This window comes from Paenibacillus cineris, from assembly GCF_018333335.1.
In the GTDB taxonomy this organism is placed as follows: domain Bacteria; phylum Bacillota; class Bacilli; order Paenibacillales; family Paenibacillaceae; genus Paenibacillus_AQ; species Paenibacillus_AQ favisporus.
Genome location: NZ_BORU01000005.1, coordinates 394,561 through 411,177 on the forward strand (window position 1 = coordinate 394,561; position 16,617 = coordinate 411,177).

27 protein-coding genes are annotated in these 16,617 nt (G+C 47.3%); 24 read left to right on the top strand and 3 right to left on the bottom strand.

Annotated elements, in window-relative coordinates:
* Positions 1-2: 2 nt before the first annotated feature.
* The 11 genes from KI379_RS31070 to KI379_RS31120 all read left to right on the top strand — a co-directional run bounded on the left by KI379_RS31070 (position 3) and on the right by KI379_RS31120 (position 7,189).
* Positions 3-860 carry a distal tail protein Dit gene (locus tag KI379_RS31070; protein ID WP_212985948.1) on the top strand — a complete coding sequence of 286 codons (858 nt, stop codon included), beginning with the start codon at positions 3-5 and terminating at the stop codon, positions 858-860.
* A 5-nt stretch (positions 861-865) separates the two neighbouring features.
* Positions 866-1,969: a siphovirus ReqiPepy6 Gp37-like family protein gene (locus tag KI379_RS31075; RefSeq protein WP_212985949.1), complete on the top strand. Its 1,104-nt coding sequence runs from the start codon at positions 866-868 to the stop codon at positions 1,967-1,969.
* 3 nt (positions 1,970-1,972) lie between these two features.
* Positions 1,973-3,586 carry a hypothetical protein gene (locus KI379_RS31080; RefSeq protein WP_212985950.1) on the top strand — a complete coding sequence of 538 codons (1,614 nt, stop codon included), beginning with the start codon at positions 1,973-1,975 and terminating at the stop codon, positions 3,584-3,586.
* Positions 3,587-3,600: 14 nt separating this feature from the next.
* The gene (locus KI379_RS31085; protein ID WP_212985951.1) at positions 3,601-3,915 is read left to right on the top strand and encodes a hypothetical protein; all 315 of its coding nucleotides are present in this window, start codon (positions 3,601-3,603) and stop codon (positions 3,913-3,915) included.
* A gap of 16 nt (positions 3,916-3,931) precedes the next feature.
* Positions 3,932-4,078: a hypothetical protein gene (locus tag KI379_RS31090; protein WP_212986067.1), complete on the top strand. Its 147-nt coding sequence runs from the start codon at positions 3,932-3,934 to the stop codon at positions 4,076-4,078.
* An 87-nt stretch (positions 4,079-4,165) separates the two neighbouring features.
* On the top strand, positions 4,166-4,540 hold the full coding sequence (locus KI379_RS31095; RefSeq protein ID WP_212985952.1) for a hypothetical protein: 375 nt from the start codon (positions 4,166-4,168) through the stop codon (positions 4,538-4,540).
* A gap of 27 nt (positions 4,541-4,567) precedes the next feature.
* Entirely contained in the window at positions 4,568-4,837 is a 270-nt protein-coding gene (locus KI379_RS31100; protein ID WP_212985953.1) for a phage holin family protein, read from the top strand.
* Entirely contained in the window at positions 4,834-5,448 is a 615-nt protein-coding gene (locus KI379_RS31105) for a glycoside hydrolase family protein (protein WP_212985954.1), read from the top strand. The genes KI379_RS31100 and KI379_RS31105 overlap by 4 nt, the downstream gene beginning before the upstream one ends.
* 118 nt (positions 5,449-5,566) lie before the next feature.
* Entirely contained in the window at positions 5,567-6,241 is a 675-nt protein-coding gene (locus tag KI379_RS31110) for a hypothetical protein (RefSeq protein ID WP_212985955.1), read from the top strand.
* A 233-nt stretch (positions 6,242-6,474) separates the two neighbouring features.
* The gene (locus KI379_RS31115; protein ID WP_244879505.1) at positions 6,475-6,675 is read left to right on the top strand and encodes a hypothetical protein; all 201 of its coding nucleotides are present in this window, start codon (positions 6,475-6,477) and stop codon (positions 6,673-6,675) included.
* Positions 6,676-6,820: 145 nt separating this feature from the next.
* Complete coding sequence (locus KI379_RS31120) at positions 6,821-7,189, top strand: response regulator (protein ID WP_212985956.1); 369 nt, start codon at positions 6,821-6,823, stop codon at positions 7,187-7,189.
* Between the two features lie 66 nt (positions 7,190-7,255).
* On the opposite strand, the gene KI379_RS31125 is transcribed toward KI379_RS31120, so the two are convergent.
* A complete protein-coding gene (locus tag KI379_RS31125) occupies positions 7,256-8,113 on the bottom strand; it encodes an ATP-dependent DNA ligase (protein ID WP_212985957.1) in 858 nt (285 codons plus the stop codon).
* A gap of 146 nt (positions 8,114-8,259) precedes the next feature.
* Between KI379_RS31125 and KI379_RS31130 the strand changes: the two genes are divergently transcribed.
* Both KI379_RS31130 and KI379_RS31135 read left to right on the top strand, forming a co-directional pair.
* The gene (locus KI379_RS31130; protein WP_212985958.1) at positions 8,260-8,538 is read left to right on the top strand and encodes a hypothetical protein; all 279 of its coding nucleotides are present in this window, start codon (positions 8,260-8,262) and stop codon (positions 8,536-8,538) included.
* A 14-nt stretch (positions 8,539-8,552) separates the two neighbouring features.
* A complete protein-coding gene (locus tag KI379_RS31135; RefSeq protein WP_212985959.1) occupies positions 8,553-8,888 on the top strand; it encodes a YolD-like family protein in 336 nt (111 codons plus the stop codon).
* A 39-nt stretch (positions 8,889-8,927) separates the two neighbouring features.
* Here the strand turns inward: KI379_RS31135 and KI379_RS31140 are convergent, their stop codons facing one another.
* Positions 8,928-9,608: an SOS response-associated peptidase gene (locus tag KI379_RS31140; RefSeq protein ID WP_212985960.1), complete on the bottom strand. Its 681-nt coding sequence runs from the start codon at positions 9,606-9,608 to the stop codon at positions 8,928-8,930.
* A gap of 434 nt (positions 9,609-10,042) precedes the next feature.
* On the opposite strand from KI379_RS31140, the gene KI379_RS31145 reads away from it, so the two are divergent.
* The 11 genes from KI379_RS31145 to KI379_RS31195 all read left to right on the top strand — a co-directional run bounded on the left by KI379_RS31145 (position 10,043) and on the right by KI379_RS31195 (position 16,091).
* Positions 10,043-10,849: a ParM/StbA family protein gene (locus tag KI379_RS31145; protein ID WP_212985961.1), complete on the top strand. Its 807-nt coding sequence runs from the start codon at positions 10,043-10,045 to the stop codon at positions 10,847-10,849.
* Complete coding sequence (locus KI379_RS31150) at positions 10,842-11,066, top strand: hypothetical protein (RefSeq protein ID WP_212985962.1); 225 nt, start codon at positions 10,842-10,844, stop codon at positions 11,064-11,066. The genes KI379_RS31145 and KI379_RS31150 overlap by 8 nt, the downstream gene beginning before the upstream one ends.
* Positions 11,066-11,272 (top strand): hypothetical protein, encoded by a 207-nt coding sequence (locus KI379_RS31155; protein ID WP_212985963.1) that lies wholly within the window; start codon positions 11,066-11,068, stop codon positions 11,270-11,272. The genes KI379_RS31150 and KI379_RS31155 overlap by 1 nt, the downstream gene beginning before the upstream one ends.
* Positions 11,273-11,391: 119 nt before the next feature.
* Entirely contained in the window at positions 11,392-12,615 is a 1,224-nt protein-coding gene (locus tag KI379_RS31160) for an FtsK/SpoIIIE domain-containing protein (protein WP_212985964.1), read from the top strand.
* Positions 12,612-13,211, top strand: coding sequence for a replication-relaxation family protein (locus KI379_RS31165; protein WP_212985965.1), 600 nt, complete (start codon positions 12,612-12,614; stop codon positions 13,209-13,211). Before KI379_RS31160 ends, KI379_RS31165 begins: the two co-directional genes overlap by 4 nt.
* Before the next feature lie 78 nt (positions 13,212-13,289).
* Positions 13,290-13,937, top strand: a complete 648-nt coding sequence (locus tag KI379_RS31170; RefSeq protein ID WP_212985966.1) for a hypothetical protein — start codon at positions 13,290-13,292, stop codon at positions 13,935-13,937.
* Positions 13,938-14,047: 110 nt separating this feature from the next.
* Positions 14,048-14,374: a hypothetical protein gene (locus KI379_RS31175; protein WP_212985967.1), complete on the top strand. Its 327-nt coding sequence runs from the start codon at positions 14,048-14,050 to the stop codon at positions 14,372-14,374.
* Between the two features lie 25 nt (positions 14,375-14,399).
* Positions 14,400-15,014 carry a hypothetical protein gene (locus KI379_RS31180; RefSeq protein WP_212985968.1) on the top strand — a complete coding sequence of 205 codons (615 nt, stop codon included), beginning with the start codon at positions 14,400-14,402 and terminating at the stop codon, positions 15,012-15,014.
* Positions 15,015-15,554, top strand: a complete 540-nt coding sequence (locus tag KI379_RS31185; RefSeq protein ID WP_212985969.1) for an accessory gene regulator B family protein — start codon at positions 15,015-15,017, stop codon at positions 15,552-15,554.
* Positions 15,541-15,681, top strand: a complete 141-nt coding sequence (locus tag KI379_RS31190) for a cyclic lactone autoinducer peptide (RefSeq protein ID WP_212985970.1) — start codon at positions 15,541-15,543, stop codon at positions 15,679-15,681. The genes KI379_RS31185 and KI379_RS31190 overlap by 14 nt, the downstream gene beginning before the upstream one ends.
* A gap of 26 nt (positions 15,682-15,707) precedes the next feature.
* Positions 15,708-16,091, top strand: a complete 384-nt coding sequence (locus tag KI379_RS31195) for a LytTR family transcriptional regulator DNA-binding domain-containing protein (RefSeq protein WP_212985971.1) — start codon at positions 15,708-15,710, stop codon at positions 16,089-16,091.
* A gap of 292 nt (positions 16,092-16,383) precedes the next feature.
* On the opposite strand, the gene KI379_RS34390 is transcribed toward KI379_RS31195, so the two are convergent.
* Positions 16,384-16,614 (bottom strand): helix-turn-helix transcriptional regulator, encoded by a 231-nt coding sequence (locus KI379_RS34390; RefSeq protein WP_212985972.1) that lies wholly within the window; start codon positions 16,612-16,614, stop codon positions 16,384-16,386.
* Between the last annotated feature and the right edge of the window lie 3 nt (positions 16,615-16,617).

Here is a 16,617-nt window from a genome sequence, read left to right on the forward strand (position 1 = left end):
AATTGCAAAAGGTCACGTTCGTAAATACCCGGGGCGAGTCTGTTGTGTTCGGCAGCTCCGGACCATATGTGTTACAGAAAATTGATGGGACAGCTAACGTACCGGCTGACATTAAAAGTACCAAGTCACCGTACCAGGACGGTAGCAGCTTCGTGGACATTCAACTCTCAGACCGAAACATTTCGGTCGAGTGCTTTATAAATGCCCGAAGTCAGCAGGAACTGTATGAGCGCCGGAGAGAACTAACCCGGATCCTGAATAACAAGATGGGGCCCGGAAGGCTGGTTTATACTAACTCATCCCGAAGCTATGTTATTGATGCCATAGCGGAGGAAGGCGCGGTTTTCGGGGAGCGTTACGTTCATGCCAATCTGTTCACGGTGAACTTTATTGCGAATGACCCATATTGGCGGGATGAAAACCAGACAGTAAAGGGTTTGCGGTATGAAGCCGGTGGCCTAACGTTCCCGTTACGGTTGCCAACTCAGTTTGCACAATCCTCATACCGTGGGAACTTTGTGAATTCAGGGGATGTGGATACACCTGTGGAAATTTGGTATCAAGGGCCGGCGACAAACCCGGTAGTTCAGAATGAAACCACAGGGGAATACATCAAAGTCAATTACGAGCTGAAGGAAACAGACACCCTCATCATAAATACCGCCTTTGGAAATAAGCGGGTGGAAGTGCTGAATAGTGACGGGACGCGAACCAACGTGTTTCATTGGATTGACCTGGGAAGCACCTTCTTTCAATTGGCTCCAGGAAATAACGTCCTGAAGTACGGCAGCGATAAAGACTCCGATCAGCAGGCGGCAACCGTGACGATCTATTACAATAACCGGTATCAGGGAGGGTGATGTAAATGGCTGCTCCATCTGTCCGGATACTGGATACAAATTTTTATCTACATGGTGAAATCGACAATTATGAAAGCCTTCAGTTTACCCGGCGATTCTATCGGGCCGGTGAATTTGAAATGCATATTCAAATTGGGAAGCAGCATACAGACCAATTGCTGCAGGATCGAATCATCATGGTCGGCAACAAGCCGCATAAGGCTGGAATCATCCGGTATCGCCAAGTATCAGAAGATGATAACGGTATTGAAACCCTGATCATTAAAGGGCCAACGCTTGGCGGCATTCTCGATCAGAGGGTCACCATGGCTGTAAGTTATGACCGGATCAGGGGCCCTGCTGAAACAGTCCTTAAGCATTATGTAAATAACAATCTTGGCAACGGAACCTACGCAACCGGTATTTATTCGGCGCGGCAGGTTCCGTTTTTCATGGTTGCTCCTGATCTTGGGCGCGGAAAGGAGACACCTTGGCAAACAAGGTTTGAGCAGCTTGATGCTGTTAATCAGGAGATCGCAGAGTTCTGCGACATTGGCTGGCAGGTGGCGTTGGACATTCTCAATAAAAAATGGGTGTATGATGTGCTACCTGGTCGGGACCTTACAACAAGCCAAAACATACACCCGCCAGTTATCTTCAGTCATGAATTCGATAATATCCAATCCCAAGATTACGTGGATAGCTGGCTGCAGTATAAAAACATTGGGTATGCCGGTGGAGCAGGAGAGGACGAGGACAGGTTGATTCAGATTGTAGGCAGCGGATCCGGATTCGACCGGAGAGAAACGTTCCTTGACTGTTCATCGGCTGCGGATGCCTTAGAACTGACAAGCATGGGGGAACAGGCCCTTTCGGAACAGAAGCGCATTCAGACCTTCAACGGGCTCATTCTCAGTACCGGGAGTTTCGTGTATGAAAGGGATTGGGATTTAGGGGACCGGGTGACGCTTCAAAACAAGAAATGGGGCTTGACCATGAACAGCCGGGTGACTGAAGTGAAAGAGATTTACGAGCCAGCCTCCAAGTTGGAAATTGCTCTGGGGGATGAAATCCCAACGATTACCCAATTTGTGAAGCAGCTTAGATCAAACGTGAAAAGGAGTGATTAAGCAATGCCTGAAAAGTCTGGATTTTTTGACAGCACAGCAGACGATCCCCGCGAGTATGCGGCGCGGGACTTTGCTGAATACTTCGCTAGGTTCGTTACGAACGGGGTATTTAACGCGGGGCAATACTTGAACGTTTCAGCATCGGGAAGCGACGCTAACGTTTCCCTCAGCACGGGGTTCGCGTGGATCAACGGCTATGTATATTCCGTTTATGATTCGGCCCTGACACTGCCTATTCAGCCTGCAACCACCCAGGACAGGATAGACAGGGTTATCCTTCGATTGGACACGTCAGTGCAGACACGAAAGATCAGAGCGCTTGTGGTACAGGGATTGCCGAGTGCGAGCCCCACGCCGCCTGCATTGAATCGTTCCGGGTCGATTTTTGATCTTTCCCTTGCTCAAGTTCGTGTCGTTGCTAATTCAAGCATTATTCTGCCCGGTAACATTACTGATGAGCGTTTAGACCAAAACGTTTGTGGTCTTGTCAATTCTCTGATTAGGGTGGATACAGCAAAATTCCAGAAGGATTGGGATGATTTCATAGCATCTGTTCAAAATCAGGGTTTCGCAACACCTGCATACGTTAACCAACGTGTATCGGTCGGAAATTATGGGGCAACGACCAATAGCTCAAATGCGTATTCAGTAACTCTAAACCCGGCACCTACAGCCTTGGTCGAGGGTTTACGTGTTACCGTCAAAATCAATGTAGCAAACACTGGTGCATCGACGCTAAATGTAAATGGCTTAGGTGCAAAAGCAATTAAAAAGGCAAATGGAAATGACGTTGTGAGCGGCAACTTGAAAGCAAACGGTGTTTATACACTAATTTATGACGGTGCATCGGCTTTTATCTTACAGGGTGAAGGGGGTGGTGGTTCAGCCTTAGCAACAGAAATTAGATCCGGCAAGACAGCTACAACAGATTCAGGGGATGTCACTGGGACGTTCTCTGTTGCCGCGGGTGATTATCCGAAAGACGTTTCGGTATTTGGTGTACCAGGATTGCTTGAACGCTTGACTACAGCAGATCGAAACGCCATCATTGCCGCCATTGTAGCAAAGGGAGTCGCGGCGGGCTCGTCAGATACAAACGCTCAACTAGCAACGAAGATCGGGCAGATTAGCACAGGTTCGCGTATAGCTTTCACTCAAACCGAATCACGGTCTGCGGGAGGTACGTACTATAAAGATATATTTGTTGTTCCAGCAGGAAAAGTGTTCACGTACTTGTCTGATGGGTCAGGAGGTTCGGTATCAAATTCATACCTCAATGCATACACGGGCAGTCTTGCAACGAATAATGAAAACGTGCAAGTAGGTTTAACCATTCGTATACCGGGTGTGACAGAAACAACGTTCTCATCAGCCTATTCGACTAGTGGTAACGGTACAAGTAGCGTGAACATCAATAGTCTTGAAATTGACACGGTACTTATGCGGTATCGGTACTCGAATGGATCATCAAGCGGCCTTGGTTTGTGGCAAACTTTTGCTGCCAGCCCCGGTCCTTTGACGATATCCATAAGGTTCAGCATTTACAACCCTAACGGGTGGGGTCAAAACATTGTTATAGGAGAATATAGAATGTACGGTACCGGTATATTAGTTTGATGGAGGTGTCCACAATGTTATTCCTTGTTAAATATGAAAAATTCACAGATACCATCGGGCAAGTTACGATGATTATTCAAAATCCGATATACGAAGATCCCACGGAGGACAGTTTCTACACGGATAGCCTGACCTATCCGGTCCAGGAGTCCATCCCAAACATGGACGCATATCTCCGGGTTAACCTGGAAACCAAGGAACTGTATTATGATTACATCCTACGAGAGACGTTTGAAACGAAGGTCACTGCTTTACAACAAGAAAATAACGAATTAAAACAAGCCATTGCCGATCTGACGATGACTCTTGCCGCCGTGATGGCTGGCTAGGAAGGAGGTGAATGTCATGACCATGACCTACACAAAGGACAGCGGACTTGTAAAAGTATGGGTTGGCCTAGTAATGAATGGTGATTACGAACTTGACCAGGTCCCAAAGCTTTTCAATCTTAAAGAAGTCGTTACCGAAGTGGTAAACGGTACAGTAGCCTAAGCGTTCCGAATAATCGGAGCGCTATTTTTATGCCCTCGGGAGTGGTCCGGGGGCTTATTTTTTTACAGTCACAAAGGGGGAAATAGGATGAACGAAGGGGTGGAGATGATGACGGAGGAAAATTCCAAACTGCTCGTTGATATTCAGATCCAACTTGCAAGGATTGAAAAAACGCTCGAAGTGGTGCCCACACTGGCTGCAGCTGTAGAGACGCTCCGCGAGATTGCTCGTAACGCAGATCAATCCGCAAAGTCCGCCCATCACAGGCTTGATATGCTTCAGACAGCCAAAGAGGTAGCGGACGAGGCTCTGAGGACCGCACAGGCGGCCATTGCCGAACAGACCGCCCAGAAGGAAGACCAGAAATGGTTCAAACGAACATTTTATGGTGCGATCATTACCGGCGTAGCTGGCGGCATCGTCGCGGCTGTTTGGGCTGCAATTAAACTATCTGGACAATAAAAATAAATCATGGAAGGTTGATGAACTATGGATTGGAATATGATTTGGCAATTGATTGACCCGAAGCTGTTGATCGTGGTGGCAGCATGTTGGATTATTGGCTATGTACTTAAACAGACGCCAAAGGTGCCCGACTGGAGCATTGTTTATGCCGTGGTGGTGGTTGCAGTACTCCTTACTGTTTGGATGCTTGGATGGAGCGCTGAGTCGCTTATACAAGGGGTCCTTGCCGGGGCCTTTGCTGTGTTTGGGCATCAGGCGGTCAAACAGACGAAAAAGAGTGGTGAAGACGAATGAGCCACAAAATATCGCAAGCCGGTATTAATCTAATCAAATCATTCGAGGGCTGCCGCTTAACGGCGTACAAGCCTGTACCTACTGAAACCTATTGGACCATAGGATGGGGCCATTACGGACCTGATGTTAGGCAGGGAATGACCATTACTCAAGTGGATGCAGACCGTATGCTAATTACTGATCTTGCCAAATATGAAGCTCCCGTCAATGCCCTGTCTATTGCTGGTCAGCTCAACCAGAACCAATTCGACGCGCTGGTGAGCTTTTGCTACAACTGCGGGGAAGGCAATCTCCGGAAGCTGTGCCTCGGCCGTACAGTCGGGCAAATCGCCGCAAGCATCACCCAGTACAACAAGGCCGGAGGTAACGTCTTGAAAGGGCTTGAAAGAAGACGGAAATCTGAACAGGAATTATTTAATACACCAGAAAAGGAGGGAACGAAAGTGCCTGAACGTGATATTAACAATGTAAGCTCATGGGCAGCTAAGGATTGGGAGGAAGCGACAGCTAACGGTTATGTTGATGGCACTCGACCAGGCGCACCTATAACCCGTGAAGAGATGGCTATTGTCATTAACCGCTTAAGAAAAAGCTTCCTTGCCAAAGACTAGAAGTAAGCAAAGACCCTGCTGGCTAAGTGCTGGCAGGGTCTTTTTTTTTTTTATTGTTGACTGCCAAATGTTCCCACAATACACTGGTTCAAAGACATACATATTTTAGGGGGATATTATGAATAAACCGATCTATAAAAAATGGTGGTTTTGGCTAATTGCTGTGTTCATTATTTGTGCAATTGCTATTGCGACGGGTCAAGAAGATCCAAAAGAACAGGCTGAACCTGAACCATCAAATGTGGCAGCTAATGAAGATGAACCGAACGAAGCAGTAGACGCTCCGAGCCAGTCCAAAGAAGTAGAGCAGCAAACAGAGACTGGTAAAACAGAGTCTGAAACACAACAGCAAAATAACCAGGCGAATAATGATCTTGTGCAAATCACTAAGTCTGGTGGTTTAGGGGATCCGAAATCAATTATTGAAAAGAACTACGGAAACGATGAAAATGAGCCTGATTCAGGTATGTCTGCATACAAAAACAAATCGCTCTTAGTCATGTACTACGATGATATAGCATTTAACGTTACTCTTTACACTGAGGGATCAACAAAAGAGGAGGCATTAGGTGAGGCCAATGCAATAATGCCAACCGATGCTGTGAAAGTCAAAGAGTACAAAGCTGATGAGAATCGGGATGTAATTCAGTTTGAGAGCGAGGGTCTTGCTAACCAACTAAAGGGATTTTACGATGGGCAGGACGATTTAAAACCGGGCACTTTCATTGCTATAGTAAAGCATGACGATAAAGGTGTTTATGCGGTGATAATTGCTGCAGGAGATAATCCATAAATTATTGATGTCACTTATGAGCCGACAACAAGACCCCGCCAACGGATAGCCAGCAGGGTCCTTTTTAACTGCAGGTATAGAATCAACCAAGATTACCCAAAATGTTGATATAGGTAAGCTCCTATAAGCTGCACCTGCTTTTCTCCTCTTCCCGGCCGTCCTTTTGGGCGGCCTTTTTGTTTTACCCATTCATTGTTGAACTATGGTAAGATTTCGGGAAGAGGTGAAACTTGATGAAAAGCAAAAGATTTATGAAGCCCCTGACTTCCCCAATCCATTTCCATACAGCAATGATAGAGCAAATCCCTGTGGCAGTTTTTAGCGACCAAGAATTGATCGGCAGCGGGAAAATCGTTGAAATTACAGACTTCGCTGTGAAAATCGGTGATGAATTCTACGTGCTTGAGGCATGTACGTTTAAATTTGCGGGCTAAATTATAAACCGTAAGAATGCTGTTTCAATTCGAGTGCTAACGGGTAAAAGTACCTGTTAATTGTCTAAACGTTACTTTCACTGCTTATTACCTCCTTTTAATTATTAAAAATCTATTGTTTTCCTCACCTGAAAGGGTTGCTCAAATGAAAGTTCTCGTAGTAGAAGATCAGGAGATCGATCGGATTGTAATGGTTCGTATCTTGCAGAAACTTGGGTACTCTGCAGATACCGCGACAAATGGTATGGAGGCATTAGCAGCCCTTAAGTTCAAATCTTATCATCTTATCTTTATGGATATTCACATGCCAATAATGGACGGAGTAATCGCCTTCCAACAAATCTATTATACTATCCCCTCACCACCACCGATCATTGCAGTTACAGGTGATTTAGATAAAAGAAAATTGTGCTTAGCACTTGGGATGATTGATTTTATTGAAAAACCTGTTGCTGTTCAAAGAATTAAACAATCAATAAAGTCTGTTATAACTAATAAAGATGATTCTTACTAACTGTCCTGCCCGTTAGCTTAACGAAAAAATGGAGCAGTTTGCCGTTGGCAACTGCTCCATGCTGGACTAAACTATAAACCGGGTGAAGACTGGATCGCGAAGGAGCCCCGATTTGTACCAGTTCCTAATCTTAACCTGGCAGCGAATCATTGGCTCTAGGTAAACAAATGTCTTGTCCTCCCCGGTCACCAGCTTTTGACTTTTGATATAAAAGTCTTTGCGCTCTTTCGGGCCTGTCCCCAACTCGATAATCCCTGCCGGACGCAGCTTACCTGATGGATCCGGTACAGCAGCCAGCCATCCGAATTCGTCCTTACGGTACCCAGTCAGGAATACCTCCTCATAAGTCCAGTTGATGACTTTTTGCCACTCGGCAGACCGTCGGCTGACATACCTACTGTCCTTTAACTTCCCAACGATCCCTTCCATTTTCTTTCTTTGGATTTGGGCAAAGAGGCTTTCGCCTTCACCCTCGATAAACGGCATAATCCCAAAAGCATTTGATGGGAGTTTGATACCGCTTAGTATTTCCTTCCTCTGGGCCAGCGTAAGACTACGGAGGTCCTTCCCTTTATATCTCAGGATATCGAAGATTACGAAGGTAACTGGGAGTGTCTTGGTCAATCTTTGAATCCGATCTTGTTTCCCAGTCTTCAGTCGCGACATGACGGCTTCAAAATCGGAAACCCCTGTTCCAGGGTCTACACACGCGACCTCTCCGTCAAGCGTGATGTCATCCTCAAAGGGGTGGACCAACTCGGGATACTGACTGGTACAGTCATTATGGTGGCGGGTAAAAAGCCGGACCCGTCCTGCCTCTTGGTCAAAAACCAGCCGGTGCCCGTCGACCTTTGGTTCAAATATATAATCCGAATGTGAAAACGGACCAGTCGCCGTTTCCAATAACATCGGGCTGATAAACATAAAACCACCTCACCCGTAATTATAACTTTCCGCTGAGGCTTATTCAGGAGGTAAGTTCTGGGGACGAGCAGGGGAATTTTTACATTGATTTGCGAACGAGTGTTTGGGTATAATACAGGAACAGATGTTTGCAAGGAGGGGTTTGAATGCTTGCGGATTCTGAACGAAAATTGTTGCGGATCCTCAGTAATTATCTGACCCGGCACAATAAAATGCCAAACATGGAGCAACTTGAAACTATGGCCGGCAAGCGCAAGGATCAAATTATTCAGTCACTGAGAGAGCTAGAGAAACAGGAATATGTCCAGTGGGAAAACAAGTCGTCGGTGGAGAACGTTGTGATTTTGGAGGCATGGGAGAGAGGGACTGCCCCTACTAAAAGCCCTAAAGTAAGCCGCGGGGCCGATTACTGGACCATGTATTGAGGAGGGTACTAACCATGAGCAAAAAGCTAACCGATAACGGATTGTTTGACAGTTCACGGATGATTATACCGCAACACAAAAGCGCGATCCTGGCCCATCAAATGGGGGTGAAGATCGAGACGAAGCCGGTCATCGACGAGCAGGAGTGGCAGCTGATCGGGCAGGCTCTCCAGGATTCATTTAACGACCATGTCAAAGTGACCCTAACCGTATTTGACCCATTCAATACCCGGGACCTTACTGGATTTGTTACGGTCATAAATACGTTCCGTAAAGAAATTAAACTTTCGATAGCCCAAGACGAATGGGAATGGATCAATTTTGGCGATATCATTGCAGCCAGTACATAAAACAAAAGGACCTTCTCGGAGGTCCTTTTTTTATTGGAATCATTTTGAATTGAGCGGAATTTCTTCGATCAGATCCGCACCCTGGTTTCGAACATTCCCCACCGAATTGGAAACCGGATATGTGTACATATCCTCAGCGTCATAAGGTTGCAGCAGCCCCTGCAGTAGGTCCTTGTCCGACACCCCGGGATCAAGCCATATTTTCAGCTCATCCTCTCCGAGTATAACAGGCATGCGGTCATGGACCTTCTCGGTGAGGGCATTTGGCGTCGTAGTTATGATCGTGCAGCTCGTTATGTGCTCTCCCTCTGGACTCTTCCATGTATCGTACAGGCCAGCAAAGGCGAATACATCGCTTGACTTTACTCTAAAGCGGCATGGCTGCTTTTCCTTGCCTTTGTGGGCCCATTCATAAAATCCATCTGCCAATATGACCATTCTTTTATCCGGGAAGGCAGACCGAAAAGCTGGCTTACTTTGGATTGACTCTGCACGCGCATTAAATGTACTGTAGGCTATCTTTTTTGACTTGGCCCAAAATGGAAGAAGCCCCCAATGGAACCCCTGAAGGACACGTTTGCCGTCATCATTAAGAACGCCCGCGATGGTCTGTGTGGGTGCTATATTGTAGCGCGGCTTAATTTCATATTGAACCTCTTCGATATCAAATGCCTTTATTACATCCTCTGTTTCCACTGTCAATGTGAAGCGTCCGCACATAAGACTACCTCCTCTTTTATTGCCAGAAATCAGACGCTCGAACATCGTAACCAGACTTTCTTAGGGCGGATATTATTTTCTGAACCGTTGCGGCCCGAGGCTGAATTCCCTTAGTTCCGTCGCAAAGTGCTGATATACCATCCCTACTAATCCCTGTCTTCTTTGAAAGCCATTCCTGGTTGATGTCGTGCTGATTATCAATGAACTCCCCAAGTTTTGTCCGTTTCTTCCCTAACCCATACAAGGATAAGCCCCCCTGTTCAAAATATCCACAATCTATCAACAGGGTGGACAATCTATGAAAAATTTAATCATGAAACCTCGAATATTGGAAAAGCATCTCGGTATAGGTATATAACCAGATACACCACTTGATCAAACCTGACGGCTCAGTGATGTATCTATATACACAACATGGGGAGGTGCTTGGACGTATGATCGCAGCCATTGATCCAGGCAACAGACGCACGAAATATGCCGGACTGCAGCAGCGGCCTTTTGTATTCCCTTCGGCGATCGGGGTGAATGACCTGGCGAGGAATCTCAAGCGCGAGACTGGTCCATATGACTTCGAATGGGAATACGAAGGGAAATGCGGCTTCGCCGGCACATTGGCGCTGGAGGAGAGCGAGTATGTTGAAAGCAGGAAAGATGATTCAAAGGCCCACTTTGACGCAAAGCTCCGGACGCTGATCGCTTTGCATCGGTTCGGGGCCGGACATGAATTTGATATCGTGGTCGGCCAGCCTATCGAAACGCACACGGAAGCAGAAAAGACGACCATCAAGCGGATGTATGTCGGCCGGCACGATCTGACAATTAACGGACAGCGGAAGGTCATTACCATTAACCGGTGCGAGGTATCACCGGAAGGAGCCGCAGCGGGGCTGCTGGTGGCGCCGAACACAGGCATGATCCGGGTCATTGATATCGGAAGCGGCAGCGTTAATTTCGCTACAATCATCGACCGTAAATTCAACAACCGCGGCAGCTGGACGTTCACGGAGGGGATGGAGAGCAAGCGTGACCTGCAGCCGGCCGCCTTCGCCCGGCAGATCGCTTCAAAGGCTATCAACCGGAAATGGGCATCTACGGATAAGGTTTACCTCGTGGGCGGCGGTGCTCTGGAGCTGTACCCATTCCTGCAGGAGTATTTACAACATGCCCAGCTGATCGATGACGATCCGTGTACGGCCAATGTGCGGGCATTCCTGATGATTGCGAGGAGAGTCTATGGCTAAACAAATCGAACGGATTCAGGTCACGTTTAACATCCTGGATCCGGACCAAGAAAGACTCTACAAATACGTTCACAGTAAGATCAATTCGTCCGGATTCCTGAAACGTCTGGCCCAGCGGGAGATGGACGGCGGGATGGCTTTTGTTGGTACGGCAGCTCCCCTTGCTTGCGAGCTGGTTGATCAAGAGGAAGATTTCAGCTTGGGAGGTTTTATTTGATGATCAGCTTAATTCCGTTTGTGCAGCTGGCCGTGGTCGGCATTGTCTCTCACTTTATCGAAAACAAAATTGAACGCTGTGGGCACGGCGGCCGGGTTGTCTACATCAAGATGGCGACATATGTAATTTACGGCTGTATTGCCTTGTACCAGTGGCGGATCGCCCTCCGGATGATTGGTATTGCCTTCGGTGTCCACGTCCCTTGACGGCATATTCAGCTGCTCATGTATCAGATCATGTAAATGCACATGTTCCTTTACTCAAGTAATACGGGCCCAAATGCCCGACACATAGCCAAAAATCAAAAGTGTTAGGAGCGACGCGAATGCTAGTGAGCGGAGTGACGTTAGTAGCGGCGGCGAAGCTGGCCGGCGCGGGCGGAAGTGGGGTGGCAGCCTGGCTTGTCTGGCGGAGCATGCCGGACCAGGTGTTCCGGCGGAAGCTGATGTATTTATTTCGATTCGGGAACCTGTATTACAAGATCAACGGATACAAGGGCCGGGAGCTCCGGAGCTACCCGATAATTAAACGAGTGTCATCATACCTAGACAGGACGGAGGCGGCGTTTGTGCTTCCGGTCGGTATGGACCCGACGCGGATTACGGAAAATGAATGGCTTTTCCGGCAGGTGTTCGGCGCGGGCGCAGAGCTTTCCATGAGCGAGGATGCAAAGACCTTTGTGTTGAGCGTGTACAGCACCTCTGTGGCTCCATTTGAGTATGACGCGGCTGAGGTGGATGAATATACCCCCGGGTTGAATCTGCCCATTTACGTTGGCCGTAGTCGGTCTGGCGACATGGTCTACGACATGGTCGAACATCCACATCTGCTGATTGCCGGAGAGACTGGCAGCGGGAAGTCAGTAGCCCTCCGATCGGTACTGACCACACTGATCCGCAGGGTGCCGGGACTGGAGCTGTACTGTGCCGATATGAAGCGCAGCGAGTTCCATTTGTTCCGCGGGATCGCGCAGGAGGTGGTTATGGATGCGGCGGGATTACATCGGATTGTGCTGAAGCTCCGGCGGGAGATGCGGGAGCGTGGGGATCTCCTGGACCGTTACGAGGTGGCGCATGTAAACGACCTGCCGATATGGGACCGGCCGCCGTACATTGTCCTTGCTGTGGATGAGGTGGCGCTCCTGAAGAAGAAGGCCGACATCATGGAAGGAATAGAGGAGATCGCGACGATCGGGCGCGCCTTGGGTGTGTTCCTGATTCTATCCATGCAGCGGCCAGACGCCGACGTTCTCGATGGCAAGCTCAAGAATAACCTGACTGTCCGGATGGCTTTCCGGCATGCAGATGAGATAAACAGCCGGATTACGATCGGCACCGCAGAGGCAGCAGCTATCAAGCAGAGCGAAAAGGGCCGACTGGTATTAAAGCTAGACGGATGCAGGTATGTTCAGGGGCCACACCTGGAGCTTACAGCAGCCAGGGAGATGCTAGAGCCGTATAGAAAGGTCGAACCGACTGCAAGCGAAGCGCAGGCTCCACGGGAGCCCGCAGAGGAGCAGGATGAATACGTGGAGGTGGGTCTATTATGATCGCGCGCGACAAGGCTATTCTGGCCGATCTGGAGCGATTCCGGTGCCTGTCCAGAGACGATATAGCGGAGCTCCATTTCTCGCATACCAAGCACCCAGTGACACACACCAATATGGTTCTTAAGCGGCTTCGCCGCGACGGGTTGATTCGCTGTTCCACGGAGCGACGGAAGTACATTTATTTCTCGGCGGAGCGAACAATGAAGACCGATTCACAGAAGATAAATCATTTCCTCGCCATTGCGGAATTCTTTCGACAGGTCCGTCGATTTGAGATACCTCGGATGTTTCAGGTTGAACCAAAACTCGGCGGGAAAGGGCTGCCAGAGCCTGACGCCTTTATGATCTGGAAAGGTGTGCCGTGGTACGTGGAGATTCAACGAACCCAGTTCAGCCAGAAGGTCATGAATGAAAAGCTCAATCGCTACGAGGGATTCTACGTGGGCGGAGAATGGGAAAAGGAACCATGGCAGCCGGCAGGGAAGAAGCTGTTTCCATATCTATGGATTGTGGGTGTCGGGCGGTATCGAGTAGAGGGGCGGCCCTATAGGGTGTTTCAAAGCACAGTAGATGACATGATCAAGCGCATAAAGTAGACATAGTTTCATTTCCACACTCTTCCAAACGTGGTACAATAGGCCCTAATAATATAGTTCATAAGGGGTGCAATTGAATTGAAAAAGCTGTACTTAATACCCGCAGTGGCTTTGCTATTTTCTGCATTGCTAGGTGGATGTAGTTCTGGTCAAGCAGATGAGTTAGCCGCTACCAAGACAGAACTGGAGAAACTAAAAGGTGAGGTCACGAATTTAAATAGCCAGGTAAAAGAGTCCAAGGATAAGGCGACATCACTGGAAGAAGAGAACAAGAAGTTATCTGAACAACTGTCACTGTATCGTGAGCAGACAAATAAACAAGGAGCTGCTAATACAGTAAGCGATGCTATTAGTGACCCGGTCGAACAGGAGTATGCTTCGAACTTTATTGATATCGTTGATCTCAAGGCCAAATGGTACACGGATAGTTTATATGGAAATAAAGTCGCAGGCTACACATACGGGCTTAAGAACAAAGGGACGAAGGATGTTGAGTATTTGACAGTAACACTCTACTTTTTGGATAAGGACGGGAACACTATTTCTGAGGAGTCCCTAACACCGATCAACCCAGCAGGCATATTTGATAACAAGCCACTGAAGGCGCATTACTCATGGAAAATGGACTCCGGGACTTACTATCAAGCTAAAGATGTTTCAAAGGACTGGAAGGAAGGCTCCGTAAAGGCTGAAATAACAGAGTTGAGATTTAAAAGTGCTGATTAATGAAGTAGTGCTGCTGAAAGGCAGCATCTTTTTTTTGGAAAATATATGATAATGTCTTGCATTATATATGATAATATCGTATATTTTATTTATGAGGAAAAACATTCCAGATGGAAGGTGGATTGATTAAACTGACCTTGAATCAGTACCGTTTGCTGGCTGATGAAATAGGGGGAGAGAAAGGTAAACGTATATTAGAATTAGTAGACCAACTGGAAGAGGCTCGCGCAATCATCGCAGGAATGAAGATGCCACGTGTCCTCGGTAATAAGGAAGTAGCAGACGCCCTCGGAATTGACCCCAAGAACATGCACCATGCCCGGAAGACTCGATTTTTCCCGGATCCGGATTTTGAGGTTGGTACTCGACCATTTTGGTTTGAGACCACCATCCAGGCTTATCAGGAAAAAGTCGAGGAGTGGCGTAACAAAAAGTAATCGATATGGTGTAGGGGGAATAAGGGTGGAAGCACTAGGCTTCATGTTTTTCTCGACTGTTGAGACGTTTTCGATGTACGTGTTCATAATGTCAGTGTTCCGATACAAGATGACAGACTACATATGGCAAGCACTTATCGTTATCTTGCTGGCAAATGTCCAGAGCTTCATTCTCAGAAATGAGCTCTCTGTGCCATATTTGGCACCGCTGATAACAATCTTAATCTTTATTTTCTTGTTCACGACGGTGGTCAAAATCCCTGTCATCTGGTCGGCAATCATGACGATTATTGGATACGTCTTCTATGCCTTGGTCCAGACGGTGTATGTCAGCTTTCTGTTTGGTTCAGTTCGAGAGGCGCAATCAACAGACTGGAATGGATACATGTTGCAGCTTATCTCAGCTGTCACGGTCTATCTCATTTCATGGGTGCTGTATAAGTTCGGTCTTGGTTTTTCGTTTGATATGGAGAAGCTTCGGCTTAAATTTGAGCACATCTTGGTATTGAGCCTGATCGTGATTTGCTGGGCACTTATTTCAGTAATACTTTTCTACAATCACATTTGGTTGAACGTTCTCTTTTTCGCTGCCTCATTTGCAGTTTTCATCTACTATGCAATCAAGAAGGAGACGGTTTAAGTGATCATCGAAGCCGTGTCCCTCCGGATCGCGGAGGGTATAAAGCGCCAGGTACCCGAGCACAAATCTTCAGTCAATGTTTTGAAGCATGCCATTTCAATCGTCCTGAATGTCGTTCTGATCGTGGCAGCTACCCTGATCGTATCCTTGTTTACTGGGAACACGAAAGAGGCAGCCATAGCCTTGGTCTCATTCGCTCTCCTGAGGCAATTCTCTGGCGGGCTGCACCTCAAGACCGGCATATCTTGTGTCCTCGTAACGACAGCGTTGTTCACGGCCATTTCTTATATCGATCTCAGTGTCATGTACCTGCAAATATTAAACGCATTGAGCCTGCTCTTGGTTTTGATTTACGTGCCTTGCAAAATCGAAAAGCAGTCGCGGATCCCCAAGAAGTATTATCCTGTGCTTCGGGTGATCTGTGCGGTAATGGTTCTGGCGAGCATGCTGATCCAGTCTCCTACCTTGGCCGTCACTTTCTTTGTACAGGCCCTGAGCTTGATTCACCGAAAGGAGGTGAGAGACCATGTCACTGATTAAAAAGGCACAACATAAATCCATCTATGCGATTGCATCTGGCTTGACGTTGATCGCGGTATTTTTCGTCAACGTAGCAAGTCTGGTTTATATATATCAAGGCGAGACGCCTGAGGAACTCTTGAAATAAAAATTCATAGCGTGGGAGCTGATTCGATGAATCAATATCTTTCGGTAACAAGGGATATTGAGGGTGAATCAGGAATTGTCAATCTCCGTGTGCAAGACATCATATTCCTGGAATGGAGTGGGAAGCTAGACCGGGTCATTGTTCATACACTTCACGAGCAGTTTTATACTCCAGGGACACTCAAGTATTTATCAACTGCCTTGAATAGTAGCGGGTACACGTTCATGGTGGTCGACCGAAATAATGCGGTCAACGTAAACCGGATCGTTCGGCTCGACAGTATCTTCAAACTGGCTTACTTCGAAGCCGAGATCAATGAGGACTCGAAGCATTGCACAATGGCCTTTACAAGGTACAAAGAGCTGGAGAAGGAATTCATGGTGTACAACCCAGGGCTGTTGGTCTTATGAATAAACGTGAAAGTAAAAGGAGCTGCGATAAAAGCAGCTCCTTTTTTATGTATTGATCTTGCTATTGGTTCTCCCAAAATATATAGGACGCGGAAGAAACGAAAAGGTTTGAGAGAAACCTTTAAATCTTGGAAAAAAATTCAACGCTTTGAAATTTCGTTTACAAAAAAGCTGACATGGCGTTAAATGAAATTAATAAGAACGAAAGTTTCTTGACAAACCGAAACTCTACTCCACTGTATAGTTCGGACTGCGGGGAGCCGGTGATTTACACCTACTCCGGCCTGTGCGTTTATCTCAAAAACTCATAGAGATCGGCTTCATTACACCTCAGAATAATACATATACCGCGCATGACGACTGGTGAACTCATTGTCCTGCGCCCGGTCTCATAGTGAGATATTGTCGTAGGGGAAACATCCAAGCCTAATTCATCATAAAGACGTTCCGACAGCTCGACTTGAGTTAAGCCGGCAGCCCTTCGACGAGAACGCAACAAGCACTTCCCCAGTCGAAGTGCCATATG

Excerpts from the sequence above, each read along its gene's own strand:
- KI379_RS31075 (WP_212985949.1), top strand. The coding sequence starts at position 866 with ATGGCTGCTCCATCTGTCCGGATACTGGATACAAATTTTTATCTACAT.
- KI379_RS31080 (WP_212985950.1), top strand. The coding sequence starts at position 1,973 with ATGCCTGAAAAGTCTGGATTTTTTGACAGCACAGCAGACGATCCCCGC.
- KI379_RS31085 (WP_212985951.1), top strand. The coding sequence starts at position 3,601 with ATGTTATTCCTTGTTAAATATGAAAAATTCACAGATACCATCGGGCAA.
- KI379_RS31090 (WP_212986067.1), top strand. The coding sequence starts at position 3,932 with ATGACCATGACCTACACAAAGGACAGCGGACTTGTAAAAGTATGGGTT.
- KI379_RS31095 (WP_212985952.1), top strand. The coding sequence starts at position 4,166 with ATGAACGAAGGGGTGGAGATGATGACGGAGGAAAATTCCAAACTGCTC.
- KI379_RS31100 (WP_212985953.1), top strand. The coding sequence starts at position 4,568 with ATGGATTGGAATATGATTTGGCAATTGATTGACCCGAAGCTGTTGATC.
- KI379_RS31105 (WP_212985954.1), top strand. The coding sequence starts at position 4,834 with ATGAGCCACAAAATATCGCAAGCCGGTATTAATCTAATCAAATCATTC.
- KI379_RS31110 (WP_212985955.1), top strand. The coding sequence starts at position 5,567 with ATGAATAAACCGATCTATAAAAAATGGTGGTTTTGGCTAATTGCTGTG.
- KI379_RS31115 (WP_244879505.1), top strand. The coding sequence starts at position 6,475 with ATGAAAAGCAAAAGATTTATGAAGCCCCTGACTTCCCCAATCCATTTC.
- KI379_RS31120 (WP_212985956.1), top strand. The coding sequence starts at position 6,821 with ATGAAAGTTCTCGTAGTAGAAGATCAGGAGATCGATCGGATTGTAATG.
- KI379_RS31125 (WP_212985957.1), bottom strand. The coding sequence starts at position 8,113 with ATGTTTATCAGCCCGATGTTATTGGAAACGGCGACTGGTCCGTTTTCA.
- KI379_RS31130 (WP_212985958.1), top strand. The coding sequence starts at position 8,260 with ATGCTTGCGGATTCTGAACGAAAATTGTTGCGGATCCTCAGTAATTAT.
- KI379_RS31135 (WP_212985959.1), top strand. The coding sequence starts at position 8,553 with ATGAGCAAAAAGCTAACCGATAACGGATTGTTTGACAGTTCACGGATG.
- KI379_RS31140 (WP_212985960.1), bottom strand. The coding sequence starts at position 9,608 with ATGTGCGGACGCTTCACATTGACAGTGGAAACAGAGGATGTAATAAAG.
- KI379_RS31145 (WP_212985961.1), top strand. The coding sequence starts at position 10,043 with ATGATCGCAGCCATTGATCCAGGCAACAGACGCACGAAATATGCCGGA.
- KI379_RS31150 (WP_212985962.1), top strand. The coding sequence starts at position 10,842 with ATGGCTAAACAAATCGAACGGATTCAGGTCACGTTTAACATCCTGGAT.
- KI379_RS31155 (WP_212985963.1), top strand. The coding sequence starts at position 11,066 with ATGATCAGCTTAATTCCGTTTGTGCAGCTGGCCGTGGTCGGCATTGTC.
- KI379_RS31160 (WP_212985964.1), top strand. The coding sequence starts at position 11,392 with ATGCTAGTGAGCGGAGTGACGTTAGTAGCGGCGGCGAAGCTGGCCGGC.
- KI379_RS31165 (WP_212985965.1), top strand. The coding sequence starts at position 12,612 with ATGATCGCGCGCGACAAGGCTATTCTGGCCGATCTGGAGCGATTCCGG.
- KI379_RS31175 (WP_212985967.1), top strand. The coding sequence starts at position 14,048 with ATGGAAGGTGGATTGATTAAACTGACCTTGAATCAGTACCGTTTGCTG.
- KI379_RS31190 (WP_212985970.1), top strand. The coding sequence starts at position 15,541 with ATGTCACTGATTAAAAAGGCACAACATAAATCCATCTATGCGATTGCA.
- KI379_RS31195 (WP_212985971.1), top strand. The coding sequence starts at position 15,708 with ATGAATCAATATCTTTCGGTAACAAGGGATATTGAGGGTGAATCAGGA.
- KI379_RS34390 (WP_212985972.1), bottom strand. The coding sequence starts at position 16,614 with ATGGCACTTCGACTGGGGAAGTGCTTGTTGCGTTCTCGTCGAAGGGCT.